The 20,287-nt window shown below is 71.0% G+C and carries 18 protein-coding genes; 5 read left to right on the top strand and 13 right to left on the bottom strand.

The genetic code is table 11. From position 1 onward, the window contains the following. Positions 1–10: 10 nt before the first annotated feature. The 3 genes from ACRSBM_RS14815 to ACRSBM_RS14805 all read left to right on the top strand — a co-directional run bounded on the left by ACRSBM_RS14815 (position 11) and on the right by ACRSBM_RS14805 (position 2,549). Positions 11–1,048: a DUF1996 domain-containing protein gene (locus tag ACRSBM_RS14815; protein ID WP_434443953.1), complete on the top strand. Its 1,038-nt coding sequence runs from the start codon at positions 11–13 to the stop codon at positions 1,046–1,048. A gap of 104 nt (positions 1,049–1,152) precedes the next feature. After that, positions 1,153–1,680 carry a DUF305 domain-containing protein gene (locus ACRSBM_RS14810; RefSeq protein WP_434443952.1) on the top strand — a complete coding sequence of 176 codons (528 nt, stop codon included), beginning with the start codon at positions 1,153–1,155 and terminating at the stop codon, positions 1,678–1,680. A 47-nt stretch (positions 1,681–1,727) separates the two neighbouring features. Continuing rightward, positions 1,728–2,549: a lipoyl protein ligase domain-containing protein gene (locus ACRSBM_RS14805; RefSeq protein WP_434443951.1), complete on the top strand. Its 822-nt coding sequence runs from the start codon at positions 1,728–1,730 to the stop codon at positions 2,547–2,549. Positions 2,550–2,571: 22 nt separating this feature from the next. On the opposite strand, the gene ACRSBM_RS14800 is transcribed toward ACRSBM_RS14805, so the two are convergent. From ACRSBM_RS14800 to ACRSBM_RS14790, 3 genes are all read right to left on the bottom strand, one after another. Then, positions 2,572–3,324 carry a DinB family protein gene (locus ACRSBM_RS14800; RefSeq protein ID WP_434443950.1) on the bottom strand — a complete coding sequence of 251 codons (753 nt, stop codon included), beginning with the start codon at positions 3,322–3,324 and terminating at the stop codon, positions 2,572–2,574. A gap of 105 nt (positions 3,325–3,429) precedes the next feature. Further along, positions 3,430–3,606 carry a CsbD family protein gene (locus ACRSBM_RS14795; protein WP_434443949.1) on the bottom strand — a complete coding sequence of 59 codons (177 nt, stop codon included), beginning with the start codon at positions 3,604–3,606 and terminating at the stop codon, positions 3,430–3,432. 75 nt (positions 3,607–3,681) lie between these two features. After that, a complete protein-coding gene (locus ACRSBM_RS14790) occupies positions 3,682–4,827 on the bottom strand; it encodes a carboxylate-amine ligase (RefSeq protein WP_434443948.1) in 1,146 nt (381 codons plus the stop codon). A gap of 219 nt (positions 4,828–5,046) precedes the next feature. On the opposite strand from ACRSBM_RS14790, the gene ACRSBM_RS14785 reads away from it, so the two are divergent. Then, positions 5,047–6,324, top strand: coding sequence for a cation:proton antiporter (locus tag ACRSBM_RS14785; protein ID WP_434443947.1), 1,278 nt, complete (start codon positions 5,047–5,049; stop codon positions 6,322–6,324). Positions 6,325–6,360: 36 nt separating this feature from the next. On the opposite strand, the gene ACRSBM_RS14780 is transcribed toward ACRSBM_RS14785, so the two are convergent. Further along, entirely contained in the window at positions 6,361–7,218 is an 858-nt protein-coding gene (locus ACRSBM_RS14780; RefSeq protein ID WP_434443946.1) for a DUF4394 domain-containing protein, read from the bottom strand. A 95-nt stretch (positions 7,219–7,313) separates the two neighbouring features. Next, positions 7,314–8,168, bottom strand: a complete 855-nt coding sequence (locus tag ACRSBM_RS14775) for a DUF4394 domain-containing protein (protein WP_434443945.1) — start codon at positions 8,166–8,168, stop codon at positions 7,314–7,316. A gap of 155 nt (positions 8,169–8,323) precedes the next feature. On the opposite strand from ACRSBM_RS14775, the gene ACRSBM_RS14770 reads away from it, so the two are divergent. Next, entirely contained in the window at positions 8,324–8,800 is a 477-nt protein-coding gene (locus ACRSBM_RS14770; protein WP_434443944.1) for a hypothetical protein, read from the top strand. Here ACRSBM_RS14770 and ACRSBM_RS14765 read toward each other — a convergent pair. From ACRSBM_RS14765 to ACRSBM_RS14730, 8 genes are all read right to left on the bottom strand, one after another. Continuing rightward, the gene (locus tag ACRSBM_RS14765; protein ID WP_434443943.1) at positions 8,757–11,912 is read right to left on the bottom strand and encodes a BTAD domain-containing putative transcriptional regulator; all 3,156 of its coding nucleotides are present in this window, start codon (positions 11,910–11,912) and stop codon (positions 8,757–8,759) included. The genes ACRSBM_RS14770 and ACRSBM_RS14765 overlap by 44 nt on opposite strands. 278 nt (positions 11,913–12,190) lie before the next feature. Continuing rightward, positions 12,191–12,379, bottom strand: a complete 189-nt coding sequence (locus tag ACRSBM_RS14760; protein ID WP_434443942.1) for a hypothetical protein — start codon at positions 12,377–12,379, stop codon at positions 12,191–12,193. A 113-nt stretch (positions 12,380–12,492) separates the two neighbouring features. Continuing rightward, a complete protein-coding gene (locus tag ACRSBM_RS14755) occupies positions 12,493–13,707 on the bottom strand; it encodes a PP2C family protein-serine/threonine phosphatase (RefSeq protein ID WP_434443941.1) in 1,215 nt (404 codons plus the stop codon). Between the two features lie 114 nt (positions 13,708–13,821). After that, positions 13,822–14,613, bottom strand: a complete 792-nt coding sequence (locus tag ACRSBM_RS14750; protein WP_434443940.1) for a GntR family transcriptional regulator — start codon at positions 14,611–14,613, stop codon at positions 13,822–13,824. Between the two features lie 70 nt (positions 14,614–14,683). Next, the gene (gene trpA, locus ACRSBM_RS14745; protein WP_434443939.1) at positions 14,684–15,457 is read right to left on the bottom strand and encodes a tryptophan synthase subunit alpha; all 774 of its coding nucleotides are present in this window, start codon (positions 15,455–15,457) and stop codon (positions 14,684–14,686) included. Next, a complete protein-coding gene (trpB, locus tag ACRSBM_RS14740) occupies positions 15,454–16,647 on the bottom strand; it encodes a tryptophan synthase subunit beta (RefSeq protein ID WP_434443938.1) in 1,194 nt (397 codons plus the stop codon). The genes trpA and trpB overlap by 4 nt, the downstream gene beginning before the upstream one ends. Positions 16,648–16,767: 120 nt before the next feature. Then, positions 16,768–17,709, bottom strand: a complete 942-nt coding sequence (locus ACRSBM_RS14735; protein WP_434443937.1) for a glycoside hydrolase family 6 protein — start codon at positions 17,707–17,709, stop codon at positions 16,768–16,770. Between the two features lie 97 nt (positions 17,710–17,806). Continuing rightward, positions 17,807–20,014 carry a glycoside hydrolase family 9 protein gene (locus ACRSBM_RS14730; RefSeq protein ID WP_434443936.1) on the bottom strand — a complete coding sequence of 736 codons (2,208 nt, stop codon included), beginning with the start codon at positions 20,012–20,014 and terminating at the stop codon, positions 17,807–17,809. Positions 20,015–20,287: the final 273 nt, after the last annotated feature.

The following is a 20,287-nucleotide window of genomic DNA, read 5'->3' as shown; positions in this document are numbered from 1 at the left end:
AGGATTTTCCATGCCCCACGTCCCCACTTCGCGGTTGCGGCGGCGCGTGCTGATCGCCGCCCTCGCCGTGGCAGGCGTCGCGGCGTCCGCGGTGACCGCGAACGCCATGTTCTTCTCCCCCGCCCCGCCCGAGCAGAATCTGACCTCGCCGAGGACGGCCACGACCTCCTCGTCCCAGACCGTGGGCGCCACGACGGTCGCTCCTCCGCCGGCCGGCACGCCCGCGCCCGCTCCCGAACCCGCTCCCGCGGTCGCCCCGGCGGCGACGCAGGAACCGATCCCGCCGAACGCCGTGCGGGTCGCGGAGTTCGTGGCCGAGTGCCCGTTCACGCACCGGCTGCCGGACGACCCGATCGTCTTCCCGAAGCTCCCCGGTGTCTCGCACATGCACGACTTCTTCGGCAACGTCTCCACCAACGCCCACTCGGACGTCGAGAGCCTGGCCAAGGCCACCAGCACGTGCAGCCCCCAGTCCGACCTCTCGTCGTACTGGGTGCCCACGCTGCTGGTCGACGGCAAGCCGGTCGAGCCGACCGGCACGACGTTCTACTACCTCGGTGAAGGTGTGCGCGACGACGTGACCGCGCGCATCCAGCCGTTGCCGTACGGCCTTCGTGTCGTCGCGGGCAACGCCAAGGCCAGCTCGCCGGACGACGGCACGATGTCGCGCTGGTCGTGCCTGCACGCCGGTCACGTCGTGGCCTCGAAGGACTTCGTGAACTGCCCGGCGGGCACGATGATGGAGTCCTACCTGGACTTCCCGCAGTGCTGGAACGGCAAGGACCTCGACTCCCCGGACCACAAGAGCCACATGTCCTACCCGGTCGCGGGCGACTGCCCGGCGACGCACCCCGTGCCCGTGCCGAAGCTGCGCCAGGTGCTGCGGTACCCGGTGAACGGCGACCCGGCGCGGTTCAAGCTCGCGTCCGGTCCGGGGTACACGATGCACGGCGACTTCTTCAACGCCTGGCCCCAGGCCGAGATGGCACAACGCGTGCGCGACTGCATCAACCGGATCGTCAAGTGCGGGCCGGACGGCCGTCCCTAGTGTCACGACCTGTCGCTTCCGCCCAGTGTTTCGACGGTCGGGCGGGCTGTAACGCACCTGCTGAACGCCGGAAGACGCGGCGAACGTCGACGGACGCGGCACTGGTGAGGGTTCTCCTCGCGGCGGTGCTCCTGGTGGTGGCGGGGTGTGGCACGACGGTCCGCGCAAGCACTCCGTCCGGCGCCCCGTCCGCCGACCTGACCGCGACCGATCTCGCGTTCGCGGAGCTGGTGATCCCCCAGAACGAGTCGGCGCTCGCCGCACTCGCTCTGACGGCGACCCGCCCCGGCTCCACGCTGCGCCCGGTGACCGACCAGGTCGCGGCCACCTACCGGGACGAGCTGGCACGGGTCCGGGACGTGCTCGCCAGGGCAGGCAGGCCCGAGACCCGCCAGCACGACGGCCACGACATGCCCGGCATGATCACAGCCGCCGAGCTGGCGGCGATCGGCACCGCCGAGGACACCGCCTTCGACGAGCACCTGAGGACCGTGTTGCGCACCCAGTTCGAAGAAGCGCGCACGGTCGCCCGCGCGGAACTCTCGGCCGGCACGAGCAAGCCGGTGCTGGACCTGGGTGCGCACATCGAACGCACCCGGACGGAGTTCCTGACCCTGCTGGGAGCCCCGTAGCCGAGCGGCTGAACGACGAGCCGGGGTCGTGGTCGAGAATCGCGGGCGTGCCGACCGCGAACGATCTCGACCACACCCGGCTGCTCGTGTCCGGGAGCTCCGGGCCCGCTGTCACCGAGCTGGTGATCCCGGCGCTGCTGCTGCGCACCCCCAACGCGCCGTGGTCCCAGCTCGTCCACATCTACGTGCCTCACGGTCCCACCGTCGCGTTCAGCGGCCGGGACCTCCGCTCGCCCGGCATCGCCGCCGCCACCGCTGTGGCCCGCGCGGCGGGGTTCGAGACGGTGGTCCGGTCGCCGGGCGGGCGGATGGTCGCCTACGACAGCGGCGCGGTCGTGATCGACCACCTCGACAGCACCACCGACATCCGGCACGCGGGCAGCGCGACCTTCGCCGCGAACGCCGAGAGCCACGTCCGGGTGCTGCGCGGCCTCGGTGACGTCGACGTCCGCGTCGGCGAGGTGGACGGCGAGTACTGCCCCGGCGAGTTCAGCATCAACGTCGGGGGCACCGTGAAGGTCGTGGGCTCGGCGCAACGCGTCACCGCCACCGGTTCCCTGTTCAGCACGGTCGTCCAGGTCGCCGTCTCGGACCGGGTGCGCGCCGTGATCACGGACGTGTCCGCGGCACTCGGCTACGACCTGCGCCAGAGCTCCATCGCGGGCCTGGCCGACTACGCGCCCGCGCTGACCGCCGACCGGGTGGCCGCGGCGTTCGTCGCGGACTACCGCGGCCGGCTCGGCATGACCGACGCCCCGCTGCCCGCCGAGGTGGTCGCGCACGCGGCGGCCGCCTCGCCGCGAGTGAACGGCGCGTCACCCTTCCACGTCGACGACTGGACACGAGCGAACCCCGTGCCGAACACCTGACCGCGCGACGCGCCGGAAACCGCTATCCGCGTGCCGCGATGGCGTCGAGGTCGCGGGTGGCGAACCGCAGGTGTTCCCACTCCTCCGTCAGGATCGTGTGCAGGCACGACAGGGTGGACTCGGGATGCTCCGGTTCCCACGGGTTCCGGCGTGCCACGGCCAGGTCGGCCTCCGTCACCCCGGCGAGGAAGTCGCGGACCATCGCAATCCGGCCGGCCCGGACCTCCACCACGTCGGCGTACGGCGGGGTGCCCGAGACGAAGACGGAGACGTCGTACCCGTCGGTCTCGTACTCGGCGTTCGGCAGACCCAGCGGGTGGTAGGGCTGCTCGACCCCGAAGACCGGCCCGCGCAGCCAGGTGTCCGTCGCCATGACCAGGTGGCGGAGCGTCTGGGCGAACGACCACTCGCCGTCCACCGAGACGTCCGCGGTGCCCGGCGGCATTCCCGCCACCCGGTCCAGCGCCGCGGTCCAGGCGGCTTCGAGAGCGGCCCACGCCGTGCGCAACCCGTCCGGGTCCCCCGCGCGGCGCTGCGCCCGGCCGGGGAAGCGGCGGTTGAGCTCGGCCTCCACGAACGGCGCGACATCGACGCCGTTGACCCGCAACGCGGTCCTGCCGTCGAGCAGCCACGGCGCGTCTATGTCGGCCTCCCCGACGTCGACCGCCCGCATGACCACGCCGGACAGGTTCGACCGGGTGAACCGCGCGCCCTGCAGGCTCACATCGACGAACTCGGCACCGCCCAGGTCGTCGGGGTAGCTGAAACGCGTCATCGGGCGACTCTGCCACATCGCTGGAAGTCCTGAGCCGGTTCAGGTCCGCACGCACAGAAGCGCGCACCGCGAGGGTGCACGCTTCTGGGGGCGACAATCAGCCGGTCAGTTCTTCTTGAAGGCGTCCTTCACCTTCTCCGCCGCCTCGCCGAGGTGGCCCTTCACCTGGTCCGCCTTGCCCTCGGTCTCCAGGCCCTTGTCGTCGGTCGCGTCGCCGACGCCTTCCTTGACCTTGCCCTTGAGCTGGTCGGCCTTGGCGTCGAGCTTGTCATCGGTGCCCATGTGGTCCTTCCCGACACCTGAATCTCAGGTGCGACGTCCTCTTCCGGGGTGCCCGTCCTGGCGAAACCTCAACCGTCACCGCGTCACGGACGGTTCCTTCTGCTCGGCCCGGTCCGCGTGGTCGACGTCGAGGAGGCACAGCAGCGCTTCCACCTGACCAGCGCCGAACGCACGACGCTGACGGTCCGCGCCGGTTCCCTCCTTCTCCAGCAGCCGCAGACCTCGTTGTACGGCGGCCAGGTCGCCGTTGGTCTCCAGCACCGGGGTCAACCGGCGCACCAGGTCGTCCAGCTGCTGCCGCATCGGCCGCGGCTCGCCCGCCAGCGCGTCGTGGACGCTGCCGCGCAGGCCTTCGTTGGCGGCGCTCCAGCAAGCCTGTCGCAGCATCTCCTGGGGAACCGGCTCCGCGTGCACGCCGCGCTGGACGTCGACGACCGCCTGAGCGACCAGGGCGCGCACGAGCGCCGCGAGCAGCACCGCGTCGTCCACGGTCGCCGCGACGTCGGAGACCCGCACCTCCACGGTCGGCAGGTCGGTGGCGGGCCGGACATCCCAGTAGACCATCGCGCGGTCGAGGGCGGTGCCCGCCTCGATCACGGTGTCGCAGAGTTCCTCGTAGTGCTGCCACGAGTCGAAGACCGGCGGCGGGCCGGACACCGGCCAGCGCGACCACACCGTCGAACGCCAGCTCGCGAAGCCGGTGTCCTCTCCGCCCGAGAACGGCGAGTTCGCCGTCACCGCGCCCAGCACGGGCAACCACGGCCGCACGTGGTTGCACACCTGCACGGCCGTCTCCCGGTCGGGCACGGCGACGTGCACGTGGCAGCCACAGATCAGCTGTTGCTCGGCCAGCGCACCGAACTCACGGGCGATGCGCCGGTACCGCACGCTGTCCGTGACCTCCCCGACGGCGTCGCCCAGCGGCGGCGCCCCGACGGCGATGACCCGGCACCCGGCCGTGCGCGCGGCCTGTGCGACCACGCGGCGAACCTCCAGCAGTTCACGGCGGACCTGCTCCACGTCCCGGCACACCGACGTGTTGATCTCCACCTGCGCCCCGGTCAACTCGTGCTCCAGTTCGAGACCGAGCTGGTCACGCGCGACGGCCACGACCTCCTCCGCGCGGTTCACCGGGACACCGGTCGCCGGATCGACCAGGAGAAACTCCTCCTCCACACCGACCGTGGGACACCACGCGTCCTTCGATGGCGCCTTTTCCACGTCTCACCGTCCTGCTCATGGCGCCGACACGCGCCGCGGGGGAACCAGGGACCGCCGGTTACCCTTCCAGCGGCTCGCGGAAACACCCATCGCGCAGGAAATGGAGCCGTACCAAGCCAACCCGACTGTCTACTCAGGACGTTCAACTTACTGGACGCGTGGTTTGCCCATCACCGTAATGGGTATGTCCCCGTTCAAACGGCGAGCGGAAGGCACACAGTGGATTCAGGCTCACTGCTGTACTCCGGCGCGGGCCTCGCGACCCTGGCCGCCGCACTGCTGCCACGGCTGCTGGACCGAGCACCGGTCTCGATGCCGATGCTCTTCCTCGGTGCGGGCGCGCTCACGTTCTCCGTCGCCGACCCGCTGCCCGACCCCGATCCCGATCGCCACGGCACCGTGCTCCTGCACCTGACCGAGATCTGCGTGATCATCTCGCTGATGGGCGCGGGCCTCGCGCTCAACCGCGTGGTCGGCCTGCGCGGCTGGGCCACCACCTGGCGGCTGCTCGCGGTCACGATGCCGCTGTCCATTCTCGCCGTCGGCGTGCTCGGCTGGAGCGCCCTCGGCCTCGGCGTCGCGTCCTGCGCACTGCTGGCCGCGGCGCTCGCCCCCACCGACCCGGTGCTCGCGAGCGAGGTCCAGGTCGCCGAACCGGCGGAGAACCCGGAGTCCGACGAGGACGAGGCGAGGTTCGCCCTCACCTCCGAGGCCGGTCTCAACGACGGTCTCGCGTTCCCCTTCACCTACGCCGCCATCGCGATCAGCCTCGCCGGCGCCGCGCCGTCCGGTTGGCTCGGGCACTGGCTCGCCGTGGACGTGCTGTGGCGGCTCGCCTGCGGCCTGGCCATCGGCGTGGGCGTGGGCTGGTTGCTGGGCAAGCTGTTCTTCTCCGTGCCGTCGGAGAAGCTCCGCCTCGCCGAGCACGCGGAGGGCTTCGTCGCGCTCGCCGCGACGTTCCTGGCGTACGGCCTCGCCGAACTCGCCGAGGGCTACGGGTTCGTCGCCGTGTTCGTGTGCGCCTGCACGATCAGGGCGGCCGAACGGCACCACGGCTATCACCAGGTCCTGCACCGGTACGTCGAGCAGGCCGAGCGCATGCTGACCGTCCTGATCGTCTTCCTCCTCGGTGGCGCCGCCGCCACCGGTCTGCTCTCCGGGGTGACCTGGCGGGAGATCCTGGTCGCGGCGGTCATCCTGCTCCTGGTGCGGCCCCTGGCCGGCTGGATCGGTCTGCTCCGTGGCAGGACGGGGCCGAGGGAGCGCACCGTCATCGCGTTCTTCGGCGTACGAGGCGTGGGCACGCTGTTCTACGTCACCTACGCCTTGCAGGAAGGGCAGTTCGCCGAGCACGACACGATCTGGCGGATCGTCGGCCTGGTGGTCATCGGGTCCGTCGTCGTCCACGGGCTGTCCGCGTCGCCCGTGATGTGGCTGCTCGACCGCAAGCGGCGGCAGAAGGGCGGCGCGGACAACGCGTCTCGGACGCACGTGTGACCGGAACGCGGCCCGGCTCCGGCGATCAGCTCACGGTCAGCTTCCGGTCAGCGAGATGGCGAGGTCCGTGATCGGCAGCGGGAACCGCCCGATGCCGGTGACGGAGCCGTTCAGCAGGTTGACGCTGTAGAGCGAGGCGGTGCCGTCCGCCGCGACGAGCGTGGCGAACCCCGCGGCCGACGTCGCCCTGCCGCCGGACAGGGTGCTGTAGATGTCGAAACCCGCATTGGCCGCCGCGTCGACGGTGAGCTTGCCGGTGGCCGACAGCAGCCCGTTGTTCGCCGGCGACTGGATGAGCACCTCGTCGGTCGCCGTGCCGATGTCGAACAACGTGGTCGCCGTGTCCGGGTTCAGGTCGTTGTTCGTGTACGCGGCGGCCGTGACACCCCTGGTCGGGCCGAGCGCCGGCGGGGTGGAGAGGACGGCGTCCTCGGTGGTGGTGTTGTCGCCGAGGTTGTGCCGCAGGTTCTGGCCGGTGTCGCTGACGACGCGGAGCCGGTCGACCGCGGGGTTGAAGTCGACGCCGAAGTTCGTGCCGTACAACGGGACCGTGAGCTGCGAGACCTTGGTGACGACCACGTCGGGCGGCGTGATCTTGACCGTGTAGATGCCGCCCTGGTTGCCCACCAGGTACATCAGCCCGTTCTGCACGCGGAAGTCCAGCCCGATCGCCGCCGTGTCCCCCGTGAACCCCTGGATCTCCCGCACCCAGTCCAGCACCTGCGGCCGGTCCGTGGTGAACGTCGCCATCAGCGTGCCGTCCGCCGAGATCCCGAACGCCCGCAGGCCGGAGGGCTGGGCCGCGCTGGTCCCACCACCGCCGGCGACCGTCGCCGCCACCGTCACGACCACCGCCGCCACGGCCGCGCCTGCTCTGAACCGCCTGGACCGCATCAGATGCCTCCCCTGCTCGAGAAACCTTGCGGCACAAGCTATTCACCGGCACTGGACGTCGGCTGGACGGCGCAGGTGAGCCCGCCCCGGGAGAGTCAGCTTCCGGACAGCGAGACGGCGAGATCCGTGATCGCCAGCGGGAACTGTCCGACGCTGGTGGCCGCGCCGCTGAGGAGGTTGACGGCGTACAGCCTGGCGACGCCGTCCGGCCCGACGATGGTGGCGAAGCCCGCCGCCGACGTGGCCTTGCCCCCGCTCAGGGTGCTGAAGATGTCGAAGCCCGCGTTGGGAGCCGCGTCCACGGTGAGCCTGCCGGTCGGCGCCAGGGTTCCGCCGTTGGCCGGGGACTGGATGAGCACCTGGTCGGTCGTCGTGCCGATGTCGAACAGGGTGGTCGCCGTGTCCGGGTTCAGGTCGTTGTTCGTGTACGCGGCCGCGGTGACGCCGAGCGTCGTCCCCTGCGTCGGCGGTGTCGTGAGCATCGTGTCCACGGCGGTCGTGTGCGCGTTGAGGTCGTGGCGCAGGTTCTGTCCGGTGTCGCTGACGATCCGGAGCCGGTCGGCCGCCGGGTTGAAGTCCACACCGAAGTTCGTGCCGTGCGACGGGTACGTCAGCTGCGAGACCTTGGTGACGACCACGTCGGGCGTGAGCTTGACCGTGTAGATGCCGCCGTGGTTGCCCACCAGGTACAGCAGGCCGTCCTGCACGCGGAAGTCCAGGCCGACCGCCGCCGTGTCGCCCTTGAAGCCGTGGATCACCCGCACCCAGTTCAGCACCTCCGGCTGGTCCGTGATGAACGTCGCCATCAACCTGCCGTCCGCCGAGATCCCGAACGCCCGCAGCCCCGCGGGCTGGGCCACACCACTTCCCCCGCCACCGACGACGACGGCGGACGTCACCGACAGGACCACCGCCGCGGCGGCGGCAGCTCTCTTCAGACGTGACCTCATGACTCAGCCCTCCCCTTGTCGAAAGCCCTTGCGACACAAGCTATTCGGCCGGACTGGACGTCCATTGGACGTAGGTTGGACTAGGCGTGACGGCACCTTGCGCACGCCCCGGTGCAGGAACACCATTGGGAGCACACGGTTTCGAGGGGGACTCGATGCACATCCGGAGAATCATGGCGTTCGCGGCGGTTGTCGCCGCAGGGATATCACTCACCACGGTCACGACGGCGAACGCGGACGAGCTGACGTGTTCGACTCCGCCGCTGACTTCAGTGCCGGTAACTCTGGCCGATGGCGACCTGTGGAGCTACCAGTACCACGTCATCTGGTGTGTGGAGGACGGCCGGATCACGGACCTCGCCCACCGGGTCGCGCGGGTGGTGGACGGTGTCACGTGCGACAGAAGTACCAACGCCGAGGAGTCCGAGACACGCGTGGACGACGGCAGCGGTGCTTGGAACGGGTTCAACATGGCCGAGTTCTCCTGCAAGGACCGGGACGGCCAGGAGGGCAGCGTGAACCCGTGGGGCATCATCACCGTGTGGCCGAACGGGGACAGCGCCGTCGAGCGCAAAGGGATCGGTGACGTCATCGTGCGGCAGGTGCCGGCCGCTCCAGAACGGCGAGGGTGAGCGCTTCCGCCCGGCGCTGACCGGTCTCGCGGTGGACGGCCAGCGCGCGACGGGCGTGGTCCGCGCCCTCCACCCGCTGTCCTGAAGCGAGCAGCAGCTCGGCCAGCACGGTCAGCGCCTGTCCGCGCAACGCGAGATAACCGGCGCGCTCGGCGAGCGCGAGCGCGTGCCTGGCTCGACCGGCGTCGGCGGTGACCGCCGCCAGGCCGATCAGGACGTCGATCTCCGGGTAGCGGTCGCCGATGTTGCGCACGAGGTCCAGTGCCTGCCGGTAGTGGCCGGTCGCGTCCGCCCGGCGGCCGAGCCGGTGCTCCACCTCGGCCAGCGCGGTGAGCGCCTCCACCTCGGTCCGCGGATCGCCGGTCTCCTGCGCGAGCGTGAGACCGGTGCGGGCGTGCTCCAGCGCTTCCGCGCCGCGGTCGAGGTCGAGGCAGGTCACGGCGAGCCTGCTGCGCGTCAGTGCCTCACCGCTGCGGTTGCCGTCCTCGTGGTGGAGCGTGAGCGCGCGGCCGAGCAGGTCGGCCGCCTCGTCCGGCAGTCCGCGGGCGCGTTGCGTCTGGCCGAGGTTGCCGAGGTTGAGCGCTTCGCCGTAGCGGGAACCGATCTGGCGGTACCGGCTCAGTGCGGCCGTGTAGTGCTGGGCCGCCTGCGCCAGCCGGCCCAGCTCCCAGTGGACGAGACCCAGGTTGCCGAGCGCGACCGCCTCGCCCGCCCGCTGGCCGATGCTCCGGCTCACGGTCAGGCACCGGACGAACCGGGTCGCGGCGGCCTCGAGCCGTCCGGACTGCCAGTAGAGCCCGCCGAGGTTGCCGAGCACCGCGGCCTGACCCGCCACCCAGCCCCCGTCCCGCGCGGCCAGCCAGGCGTGCGTGTAGTGCCGGACGGCCTCCCGGTACCGGCCCTGGCGGTAGTGCAGGTCGGCGAGGCTGAGCCGGGCGGCGGCCCGTTCGCGGGGGCTGCCGGTCTCCTCCGCCGCGGTGAGCCCGGCCTCCGCCGTGGCCAGCCACTCGACCCGGCGCGTGGACATCCAGAAGTATCCCCGGAGCGCGTCGGAGAGCAGCCACGCCATCGGTCGTGGTCCGGTGCGCGCCGCCGCCCGGACGGCCGCGACGAGGTTGCCGCGTTCGGAGTCGAGCCACGTGGACGCCTCGGCGGGTCCTGTCACGGCGGACGGCCTGCGGGCGTTCAGTTCGGGCACCGGCAGCCGCAGCATGTGCGGGTAGAGCAGCCGGGCCGCGCTGTCCACCGCGTTGAGGTACCAGTCGTAGAACCGATGGAGGGCGTCCTCCCGGTCCTGCGCGGTGTCCTCGTCCGACGCCCGTTCGGCCGCGTACCGGCGCAGCAGGTCATGGAAGCTGTAGCGGCCGGGCGCGTGGAGCTCGACGAGGTGGGCGCCCGCGAGCCGGTCCAGCAGCCGCGCGGCCTGCGCGGAATCCGTGCCGGCGAGCGTCGCGACGACCTCGGTGCCGGCGTCGGTTCCGGGCACGAGGCTCAGCAACCGGAACACCCGCCGCGCCTCGGCGGGCAGCGCGGCGTAGGAGAGGTCGAACGCCGCGCGCACGGCGGTCTGCTCGTCGCCCTGAACGGCCAGAGCGGACAACACGTTGCCCTCCCTGAGCTCTCCGACGTAGTCGTCGATCCCGTACGCGGGGCGATCCGCGAGGTTGGCCGCCGCGATCCGCAGGGCCAGCGGCAGGTACGCGCAGAGCTTGGCGAACTCCGCGGCCGCCACCGGTTCGGCCTCGATCCGCCCGGCGCCGAGCACGCGCGCCAGCAGGTCCAGTGCGTCGTCGGGGCTCAGCACGTCGAGCCTCACCGCGCGGGCGCCGTCCACGGCGACCAGGCCGGTCATCCGTTCGCGGGCGGTCACCACCACGAGGCAGTGCGGTCCCGAGGGCAGCAACGGCCGCACCTGCTCCGGCCCGGCGGCGTTGTCGAGCAGCACCAGGACCTTCCGGTCCGTCGTCAGCGTCCGGTACATGGCCGACGCCGTCTCCACGTCGAGCGGCACGCGCTCGGCCGGCACGTCCAGCGCGGACAGGAACTGGGCCAGCACCTCGATCGGCGGGACCGCCCCTCCCCTGGTGTGGCCGCGCAGGTTCGCATAGAGCTGTCCGTCGGGAAAGCGCTCTCGCACCCGGTGCGCCCAGTGCACGGCCAGCGCCGTCTTGCCGACGCCGGCGCTGCCGGAGATCACGGCGACCGCAGTGGCGCCGTCCCCTCCGAGTTCGTCCAATGTGGACAGCTGTGCGGTCCGGCCGGTGAACCCGGCGGGCCGCGCGGGTAGTTGCCGCGGCACACCCAGTACCGGCCTGGACCGCACGACAGCGGTCGTGGCGCCGACACCGTTGTCGTCGCGCAACAGGGTCGCGTGTGCGGCACGCAGTTCCGGACCGGGATCGACGCCCAGCTCCTCGACGAGCCGCGTGCGCACCTCCTGGTAGACCTCGAACGCCTTGGCCCGGTGACCGGCGGCGTGGTAGGCGCGGATCAGGCGGGCCTGGGCGGGTTCGTCCAGCGGCTGGTCCGCGGCGGCCTCGGCGACGTCGGGCAGCACGCCCGCGGCGGCACCGATCGCGATCATCGCATCTCCGTACCGGGCAAGGACTTCCCGGCGCTTCGCGACCAGCGCCACGACCTTCGGATGCGTCGCGAGGAGAGGCGTGTCGGCGAGCGGCCGGCCCCGCCACAGGCGCAACGCCTCGCCCAGCACGGCGGCGCCGCGCTCCGTCTCGTCCGAGCGGTGGAGTTCGTTCGCCTCGGCGACCAGACGGTGGAAGACGAGCAGGTCGATCTCGGCCGCGTCCGGGTTGAGCGCGTAGCCCCCGTTCGCGAACGGCAGCACCTCACTGCCGGAACGGGACGTGCGGCCGGGTTCCAGGAGCCGCCGCAGGTGTTTGACGTGGGTCTGCAACACGTTCACCGCGCTGCGCGGTGGCCGGTCGCCCCACAGGGCGTCCACCAGGCCGGCGGTGGCCACCGCCTCACCTTCGGCGAGGACGAGCAACCCGAGCACGGCTCGCCGCGCGGGCGGGCCGAGTGGGATCTCCGCACGGCCGTGCCACGCCCGCGTCGGACCCAGCACCTGGATCCGCACAGACCTCACCGCCACTGGCCCGAACGTAATTCACCGCCCGGTACCCCACAAGGAGATGCCGGACTTTGCGGCCACTCAGGCTATCGGGGCGACGGCCAATGGATCGCCCCTGCCCGCCGGACGTGCGTGTCTTCGCCGCCGGACGCCATTCGCGTCCGGGGACCGCGATTGTCGCGGTCCCGCGGATCGGGCCGGTGCGTGCGCACCGCCACGCGTCGTGGTGGACCGCCGTCCGGACGGACACGTTCGCCCACACCGAAACCTCAGCCCACGGCTCGGCCACAGGCACGGGTTCAGCGCCTCTCACGTCGTCCGAGCAGGAGGGCGGCACCGAAGAACAGCGTCAGAACGCCGAACGAGATGCTGATGTAGAGGTTCAGGCCGGCGACCGAGGTGGCCGCGTTGGCCACCGCGCTGATGACCAGGGCCACCCAGAGGAGAGCGCGGCCGTGGGTGCGGGTGGGGTTCGCTTCGTTCGTCATGCCAGGAAAACTATCCACCGCGGAAGGGCGCGCCGATCCCCTCAACGCCCGTTCCTCAGGTGGAGCAGGCTCTACCCGAGGCACCCGATCGAACACCAGCCGAGCGGCGCGCGTCAGGTCACGTCGCTGTGGCGGATCGCGACCAGCGCGATGTCGTCCGTCGCCGGCTGGTCCCCGACCATCGTGGACATGGCCAGGATGCACGCCTGTTCCGGCTCCATCGGGCCGATCATCCTGCGCAACCGCTCCAGGCCGAGGTCGAGGTCCTGCCCGCGGCGCTCCACGAGGCCGTCCGTGTAGAGGACGATCAGGGTGCCGGGTGGCACGTCCATGCCGGTACTGCGGCGACCGGTGGTGCCGAGGTCGAACCCGATGGGCGGACCGACGTGGGCGGACGCGAACCGGGCCTCGTCCCCCGGCACGGCGATGACCGGGAGCAGGTGCCCGGCGACGGCGAGGGTCATGCGGTGGGTCGCCGTGTCGATGACCGCGTAGGCGACGGTGGCCATGGTGTTGTGCTCGAAATGGCTGGCTTTCCGGTCGAGCTTGTTCAGCACCTGCGCTGGATCGAGGCACTCCAGCGCGTAGGCGCGTAACGCGCTCCTCAACCGTCCCATGACGACGGCGGCCCGCAGTCCGTTGCCGACGACGTCGCCGATCACCACGCCCAGGCGGTCATCCGGCAGTTCGAACACGTCGTACCAGTCGCCACCGACGCCGCTCTCGGTGCCGGCGACGTAGCGGGCCGCGAGCTCCCAGCCGGCGGGGCTCGGCAGGCTCGCCGGCAGCAGGCTTTCCTGCAGCAGCGCGGCGGCGGCGTGTTCCGTCCGCATCCGGCCGACGTAGACGGCCACCGCGAGGCGGTCGGCGACGATCTGCAGGGCGTCGATCTCCTCGTCGGTGAAGTGGCGTGACGTGGTGCTGCCGATGTGCATGACGCCGGTCAGCTCGCCCTCGGCGATCATCGGCACGCCGAGCAGCACCCGCAGGCCGTGCTCCCACAGCAGCGGGTTGACCACAGTGGACGGATCGACGCGTTTGATCTGCACCGGTTCGCGGAGCTGGGCCACGCGGCCAGCGAAGCCCTTGCCGACGGGCACGCGCACTCCCTGGAAGACCTCTTCCTCCAGCCCGGAGGTCGCCTTCGCCACGAGATGCGTCCCACCGCGATCGAGCAGCAGGACCGTGGCGGTGTCGGCCTGGAGCAGCTCACGGGAGCGTTCCAGCAGAACGCTCAGGAGTTTGTCGAGGTCGAGGTCCTTGAGCGACCCGTCCGTGACGGCGTCGAGGACCCGCAGGCGGATCGGCGAGCTCCCGGTCCCGGCCATTCCGCCTCCGTTCGCCTCGACCACGTCCATGACAGTACGTCGCCCTCGCCAGGTTCTCACCGCGGCACCCGTCACGCGACCGTCAGCGCGGCGGCGTCGCTGAGCCGCCGCTCGTCAGCGCTCGCCCACGACGTAGCGGAAGTTCGGGCCGTTCGCCTCGCGTTCGATCGTGACCACCATGCGGTCGCTGACGAGCAACGCTTCATCGTGCACCAGCGCCACGCCGTGCGCGTCGAACGTCAACCGGTCGCTGCGCAGTCCCACGGACCCCGCCGGGACCTCCAGCACGGCCGCGACCTCGTCGGACATCGTCAGCGGGCTGATCGTCTCGGTGGCGCGGGCGGGCACGGCGCCGCACCGCTCGGTCAGCAGACCGTACAGCGACTCGGTGCGGAAGTCCGCGTCGAGCAGGGCCGCGCCGAACGACTCCGGCACGCGGGACAGCTGGTGCACCACGGGGGCGCCGCCGACGAACCGCAGCCGTTCGACCTCCAGCACCCGGCCACCGGCGGCGAGACCGAGCCTGCCCGCGACGTCCGGCGCCACCTCGACCACCTCGGCCCGCAGCAGCGTCGTCTCCATGGCGATGCCCTGGCCGCGCAGGTCGTCGACGATGCTGCCGAGACCGGTGGCGACGTAGGGCACCCGGTTGATCTTCACGTAGGTGCCCTTGCCCGCGATCTGCTCGACCACGCCGCGCGCCTCCAGCGCCCCGAGCGCCTGCCGCAGCGTCATCAGGCTCACGCCGTACTCCTGGCTGAGCTCCCGCTGGGACGGTAGCGGCAGGCCCGCGCGGAACTCCGCCCTGCCGATGCGGCGCAGCAGGTCCCGCTCGATGACCGCGTACTTCGGCAGGTCGGCCGCCTTGGCGAGCTTGCGCCTGCCGTCCGGTCGCAGGCTCGCCATGTGCCCGTCCTCCCCGCGTGGATCAACGCGGGAGACGGTAGCCGTTCGGAGGCCGTCCTTCACCTCGGGGTCAGCCGTCCAGCGCCGCCCGGAACTCGCCGACCAGCGCCGCGACCCCGGCGGGGCCACCCTGCTCGGCGATGCGGCGCATCACCGGCGCGCCGATGATCACGCCGTCGGCGACGCCCGCGACCTTCCTCGCGTTGTCCGAAGTGGACACACCGACGCCGATGAGGACGGGCTTGCCGGTGACCGCCTTCAGGCGCTCGGCCATCTGCCGGGCCGAGTCGGTGGGCGCCGCCCGTTCACCGGTCACGCCCATCACACCCATGCCGTAGACGAAACCGCTGCTGCGGTCGCAGATCACCTTCAGCCGGTCGTCCGGGGTGCTCGGCGCGGCGATCAGCACGCCTGCGACACCGTGCGCGGCGGCGTCTCGCTCCCACGACGCGGACTCCTCCAGCGGCAGGTCCGGCAGGATCGCACCGCCGACGCCCGCCTCGGCCAGGTGCCGCGCGAACCGTTGCTCTCCTTGCTGGAGAACGAGGTTGTAGTACGTCATCGCGATCAGCGGCGCCGAGCGCCGGTACGCGGCGAGGTCGCGCAGCACCGTCTCGGGGGTGGTGCCGCGGTCCAGTGCCCGCACGGAGGCTGCCTGGATGACCGGTCCGTCGATCACCGGGTCGCTGAACGGGATGCCGATCTCGACGCCGTCCGCGCCCGCGTCGACGGCCGCGTGCACGAGGTCCACCCAGTCGTCGGACACGCCACCGGTGATGTACGGGAGGAGGAGCTTGCGGCCTGCCGCGCGGGTGGCGAGCAGGTGGTCTTCGAGCGCGTTCATGCCTTGCCGCCTTCGCCGCCGAGCAGGGCGATGACCTGGTGCATGTCCTTGTCACCGCGGCCGGAGAGGTTCACCAGCACGGTGGAGCCGAGGGGGATCTCCTTGCCCGCCTCCCGCAGCAGATAGGCGAACGCGTGCGCCGACTCGAGCGCCGGGATCAGGCCTTCGAGCCTGCTGAGCTCGCGGACGGCGACGATCACCTCGTCGTCGGTCACCGATGGGTAGGTGGCGCGGCCGATCTCGGCGAGGTGCGAGTGCTCAGGGCCGATGCCGGGGTAGTCGAGACCGGCGGAGATCGAGTAGGCCTCCCGCACCTGCCCGGCGTCGTCCTGCAGCAGCATGCTCTTCGCGCCGTGCACGACGCCGACCCTGCCCCCGCCGACCGCCGCGCCACCGGCCGCCTCCACGCCGATCAACGCGGCGCTAGTGTCGGCGAACCCGGCGAAGATGCCGGCCGCGTTGGACCCGCCGCCGACGCACGCGACGACGTGGGTCGGGGCGGCGCCGTCCAGCAGCGCACGGCACTGTTCAAGGGACTCGTCACCGATCACCCGCTGGAACTCGCGCACCATCCACGGATACGGGTGCGGTCCGAGCACCGACCCCATGCAGTAGAACGTCGTCTCGACCGTGGCGACCCAGTCGCGCATCGCGTCGTTGACCGCGTCCTTGAGCGTGCGGCTGCCGGACGAGACCGGGCGGACCTCGGCGCCGAGCAGCTCCATCCGGAAGACGTTGAGCTGCTGGCGTTCGACGTCGACCTCGCCCATGTAGACGACGCACTCCAGGCCGAACAACGCGCACGCGGTGGCGGTCGCGACGCCGTGCTGGCCCGCACCGGTCTCGGCGACGACCCTCGTCTTGCCCATGCGCTTGGCCAGCAGCACCTGGCCCAGCACGTTGTTGATTTTGTGGGAACCGGTGTGGTTCAGATCCTCGCGCTTGGCGAGCACCCGGACCCCCAGCTCCTCGGACAGCCTGCGGCACTCGGTCACCGGCGACGGGCGGCCGACGTAGTGCTTGAGGTAGCCGTCGAGCTCGGCGCGGAACGCTGGATCGGCCCAGGCCTCGGTGAACGCCCGCACCAGCTCCAGGCAGGCGGGCACGATCGGCTCGGGCACGAACATGCCGCCGAACCCGCCGAACCTCCCGTCCGCGGGTGTCCCCATGAAGGTGCTGGTCACGGACATTCGATCCCCTCAGATCATCATTGGAGCGGGCCTTAACAGGAATGGCCACAATAAAACTCCACCGATCTAGAACTGTCAACTCACAGTTCTAGATCGATGGATTCATGGTTGCGCCGGAGCTCAGATCCCGTCGATCAGGCGCACCGCCAGGTCGGGGTTGAACGTGCCGGCCGGGGTGCTGGGCGCGATGCCGCACGGACCGTCGGACACACCGGGCGTCTTCACCCACAGCAGCAGCTCGGCACCGCCTCCGACCTGCGGAGACACGCCGAGCCGGCGGCCGGGCGGATTGCACCACTGACCGTTGTGCCCGTTGCCGTTGCGGCTCGTGTCCACCACGAACTTCGCCGCGTAACCGAGGTAGCCGTTCACCGAGTTCGCGTAGCTGGTCGACTGGCTGGTGGTGTAGTAGTTCGACACGTTCACCGAGAACCCGCGCACGTTCCGCACACCGGCCTCGTCCAGCCGGTAGGCGATGGTGGACGGCGACACCCAGCCGGCGTTGCCGCCGTCCAGGTAGGCGAAGGTGTTGGGCGCCTTGGCCTTGAACTGCTCGGTGGCGTACTTGAGCAGGCCCGCCATCTCGGTCCGCTGCGCCGCGGTCAGGCAGTCGTAGGCGGCGAGCGCGTCCGGTTCGATGATCACCACCGCCGGCTTGGTGCCGATCCCGGCCGCGAAGCTCGAGATCCACGTCCGGTACGCGGCCGCGCTGCCGGCACCGCCGCCGGAGTGGCCACCGCAGGCGTCCCGGTTGGGGATGTTGTAGGCGACCAGCACCGGGAGCCTGTCCTGGCCGTCCGCCGCGCCGGCGTAGTTCGCGACGGTCGAGCCGATGGAGCTGTCGTTGCCGAACCAGCGGGCGATCGGCTTGGACCCGATGGACGACTGGATCCGCGCCGCCCTGGAGTCACCGGGGTTGTTGCGCGCCCAGGTGGCGGGCGCCGAGTTGGTGTTGACGTAGAAACCACTGGTCAGGTCGAGCGGGCTGGCTGCCGTGGCAGGGATGGCGGGTAACAGCAGCAGGGCCGTGACGACGACCGTTGCAGGGACAATCCACCGCACTGTGGATCTCCTCTCGATGGGGGACCGTCTTCCTCCCACCCGTCGCGGACACCGCCCCGCACGGCGTTGTGCGGGGCGGTGTGGCGTCGGGAGTTCCTCAGCGGGTGTCGGCGAACGCCGCGATCCACGCGAGGGCCGAGTTCCAGTTGATGGCGACCTCGTTCGTGGACCAGGACCCGATCTCGTCGATGTAGCACTTCGCGGGGGCGCAGCCGGGGAGGTTCTGCTGCGCGACCGGATCCTGCAGGCCCGAGTTCGGTCCGCCCGCGAGCGAACCGGCGGGCGGGTTGGGCAGCTTGGCGTCCAGCTGGTTCGCCCAGTGGCGGTGGTGCTGGTTCCTGCTCGCGCGTTCGCCGTAGCCGCTGACGAACGACTGGTTCAGGCCGTTGCGGCCGAGCAGGTAGTCCATCGACTCCAGCACGGCGTCGCCGTACTCGCGCTTGGGCCTGAGGTCGTGGGCCATCGCCATGATCATCGCGGCGTTCGTGGTGGCACTGGTCGAGCCCCACGCGTACAGACCGTCGGCCGGCTTGGACGGGTTGGGGTAGCCCTGCGACTTCAGGTCCCGCACGTGCCCGTCGGCGACCTCCAGCACGCGGGAACGGGCCCCGAGCACGCGGTCGATCGGGAAGCGGTGCGGCAGCCGGACGATGGTCAGGTCCGCCAGCGCGCCGGTGTCCTTCCACGAGAACCCCGCAGAGGTGAGCGTCGTGGTGACCTTCTCCAGGTAATGCCGTTCGCCGGTCGTCGCGTACAGCTCGGCGGCGGCCCAGGAGAACTCGTCGGTGACGTTGGTGTCGTCGTAGGGGCCACCGCCGACGCTGTCCTCACGCGGGGCGTACCTCGCCGGATTGGCCAGCGCGGCCTGCCACGCCGTCTCCGCCGCGGCCAGGCAGCGGTCGGAGAACGCGCGGTCCCACAGCTTCCAGAGCCGCGCGCACTGCGCACCCGCCGCGGCCAGGTTCAGCGTGGCAGCCGTGGACGGGGCGTGCAGGTAGCGGGGCTGTGCGTCGTTGTGCGGCAGGGTCGGGTGCGGTGTCCAGGCCAGGTCGTGGATCTTGTGGTGCGCCATGCCCGCGAGCGGTTTGCCGGCCGGCACCTGCATCTTCAGCAGGAACTCGACCTCCCAGCGCGACTCGTCCAGCACGTCGGGCACCCGGTTGTCCTGCTCGGGGATCGCGAGCAGGCCGTCCTTCAGGCCCTCCAGGTCGAACCGGTACAGCGAACGCTCGTAGAGGTCCATCAGCTGCCAGGCCGCCAGCGCGCCGTTCACCACGTACTTGCCGTGGTCGCCGGCGTCGTACCAGCCGCCACTGACGTCGAGGGTGTAGTCGCATTCGCCGGGCAGGCAGGGCACCGCCGTGTCGCCCTTGTTGGGTGCGACGCCGGCGTGTCCTGCCGGGCGCGCGTAGGCGTCGCCGACGTACTTCGCGTCGATCGGGGTGCCGCTGCGGTTGTGGTAAAAGTACGCCAGCGCGTCCCGCCGCAGGCTGTCGTAGGGCTTGGCGGCGATGTCGAACGGGTAGCTGACCTGGTCGCCGACCGCCACCGTGTAACCGCTTCCAGTTTTGCGGTACGGCGTGAAGTCGACGATGTGGACGTGGTCGCGAGTCATCGCGTCATCGCCCTTGACCTGCGTTTTCCCGCTCCTGACGACCCTGCCCGCCGCGTCGCGCAGCTGCCAGGGAACCGGGCTCGTGGAGCTGTGCACGACCGAGGCGCGCTTGGTTCCGGACACCGGGTAGGCGTGCTGGTTGGCCCGCACCGCCGAGCCGTAGTCCCAGCCACCGCCCGGCGGGATGACACCGCCGGTCAGGGAGACGTCGTCGAGGCAGAGCGTGTAGGCCTCGGTCGCGCCGCCGGCCTGGATCGCGACCTGACCACCGCGCGTGGCCACTGTGGACGTACCGGTGAACTCGAAGGTCTTGGGAGTGCTGGTGAGCGCGGCCGGCTTGTTCAGCGTGGTGGTACTCGGCGGAGCCGCGAGCTGCACGGTCGCCCGCACGGTGACGTTCTTCGTCGCGGTGGCGGTGAAGCGCAGGGTGTAGGGCTGACCGGCTTCCAGCGGGATGTCGTTCTGGCCGATCATCGAGTTCCACGGGTTGACCGTGCCCGCCGGGATCTGGGCGCAGAGTCTGCCGCCGGCCACTGTGGACGGTGTGTTGCCACTGCTCCACCACGGTGTCTTCACGCTGTCGAAGCCGCCGTTGAGCACGCGTTCGTAGGCCTCGGCGGCGGTCGCGGCAGGCGCGGCACCGGCGACGAGGATCGGCGGGAGGCTCAGCGCCACCAACCAGGTTTTCACGGACATACCGGAGCCCTCTCGGGTCGAAGGTCTCCCGGCGCGACCGCAGCGTCGGGACGAATGCTCACCCACGAGGGCAGCCGTGTCAACGGTCGCGCGTCACCGAACTGTGACCTGGATGAGGACTTCACATCCAGATGGACACGTGGTTACAGTCCTGTAAGCGCTCACAGTCTCCCCCGATCCTGAGTGCCCCACACCGGCACCGGCCGCAGCGTCGCAGCAGGTGAACGGTGTTTTCGTGGCCCGCACTGCGCCCGTATCCATGTGTTA

The sequence above is a fragment of the Lentzea xerophila genome (assembly GCF_051094245.1).
Lineage (GTDB): Bacteria > Actinomycetota > Actinomycetes > Mycobacteriales > Pseudonocardiaceae > Lentzea > Lentzea xerophila.
The sequence above is the reverse complement of the archived record's forward strand: the minus strand, read 5'-3'. Positions and strand labels throughout refer to the sequence as shown.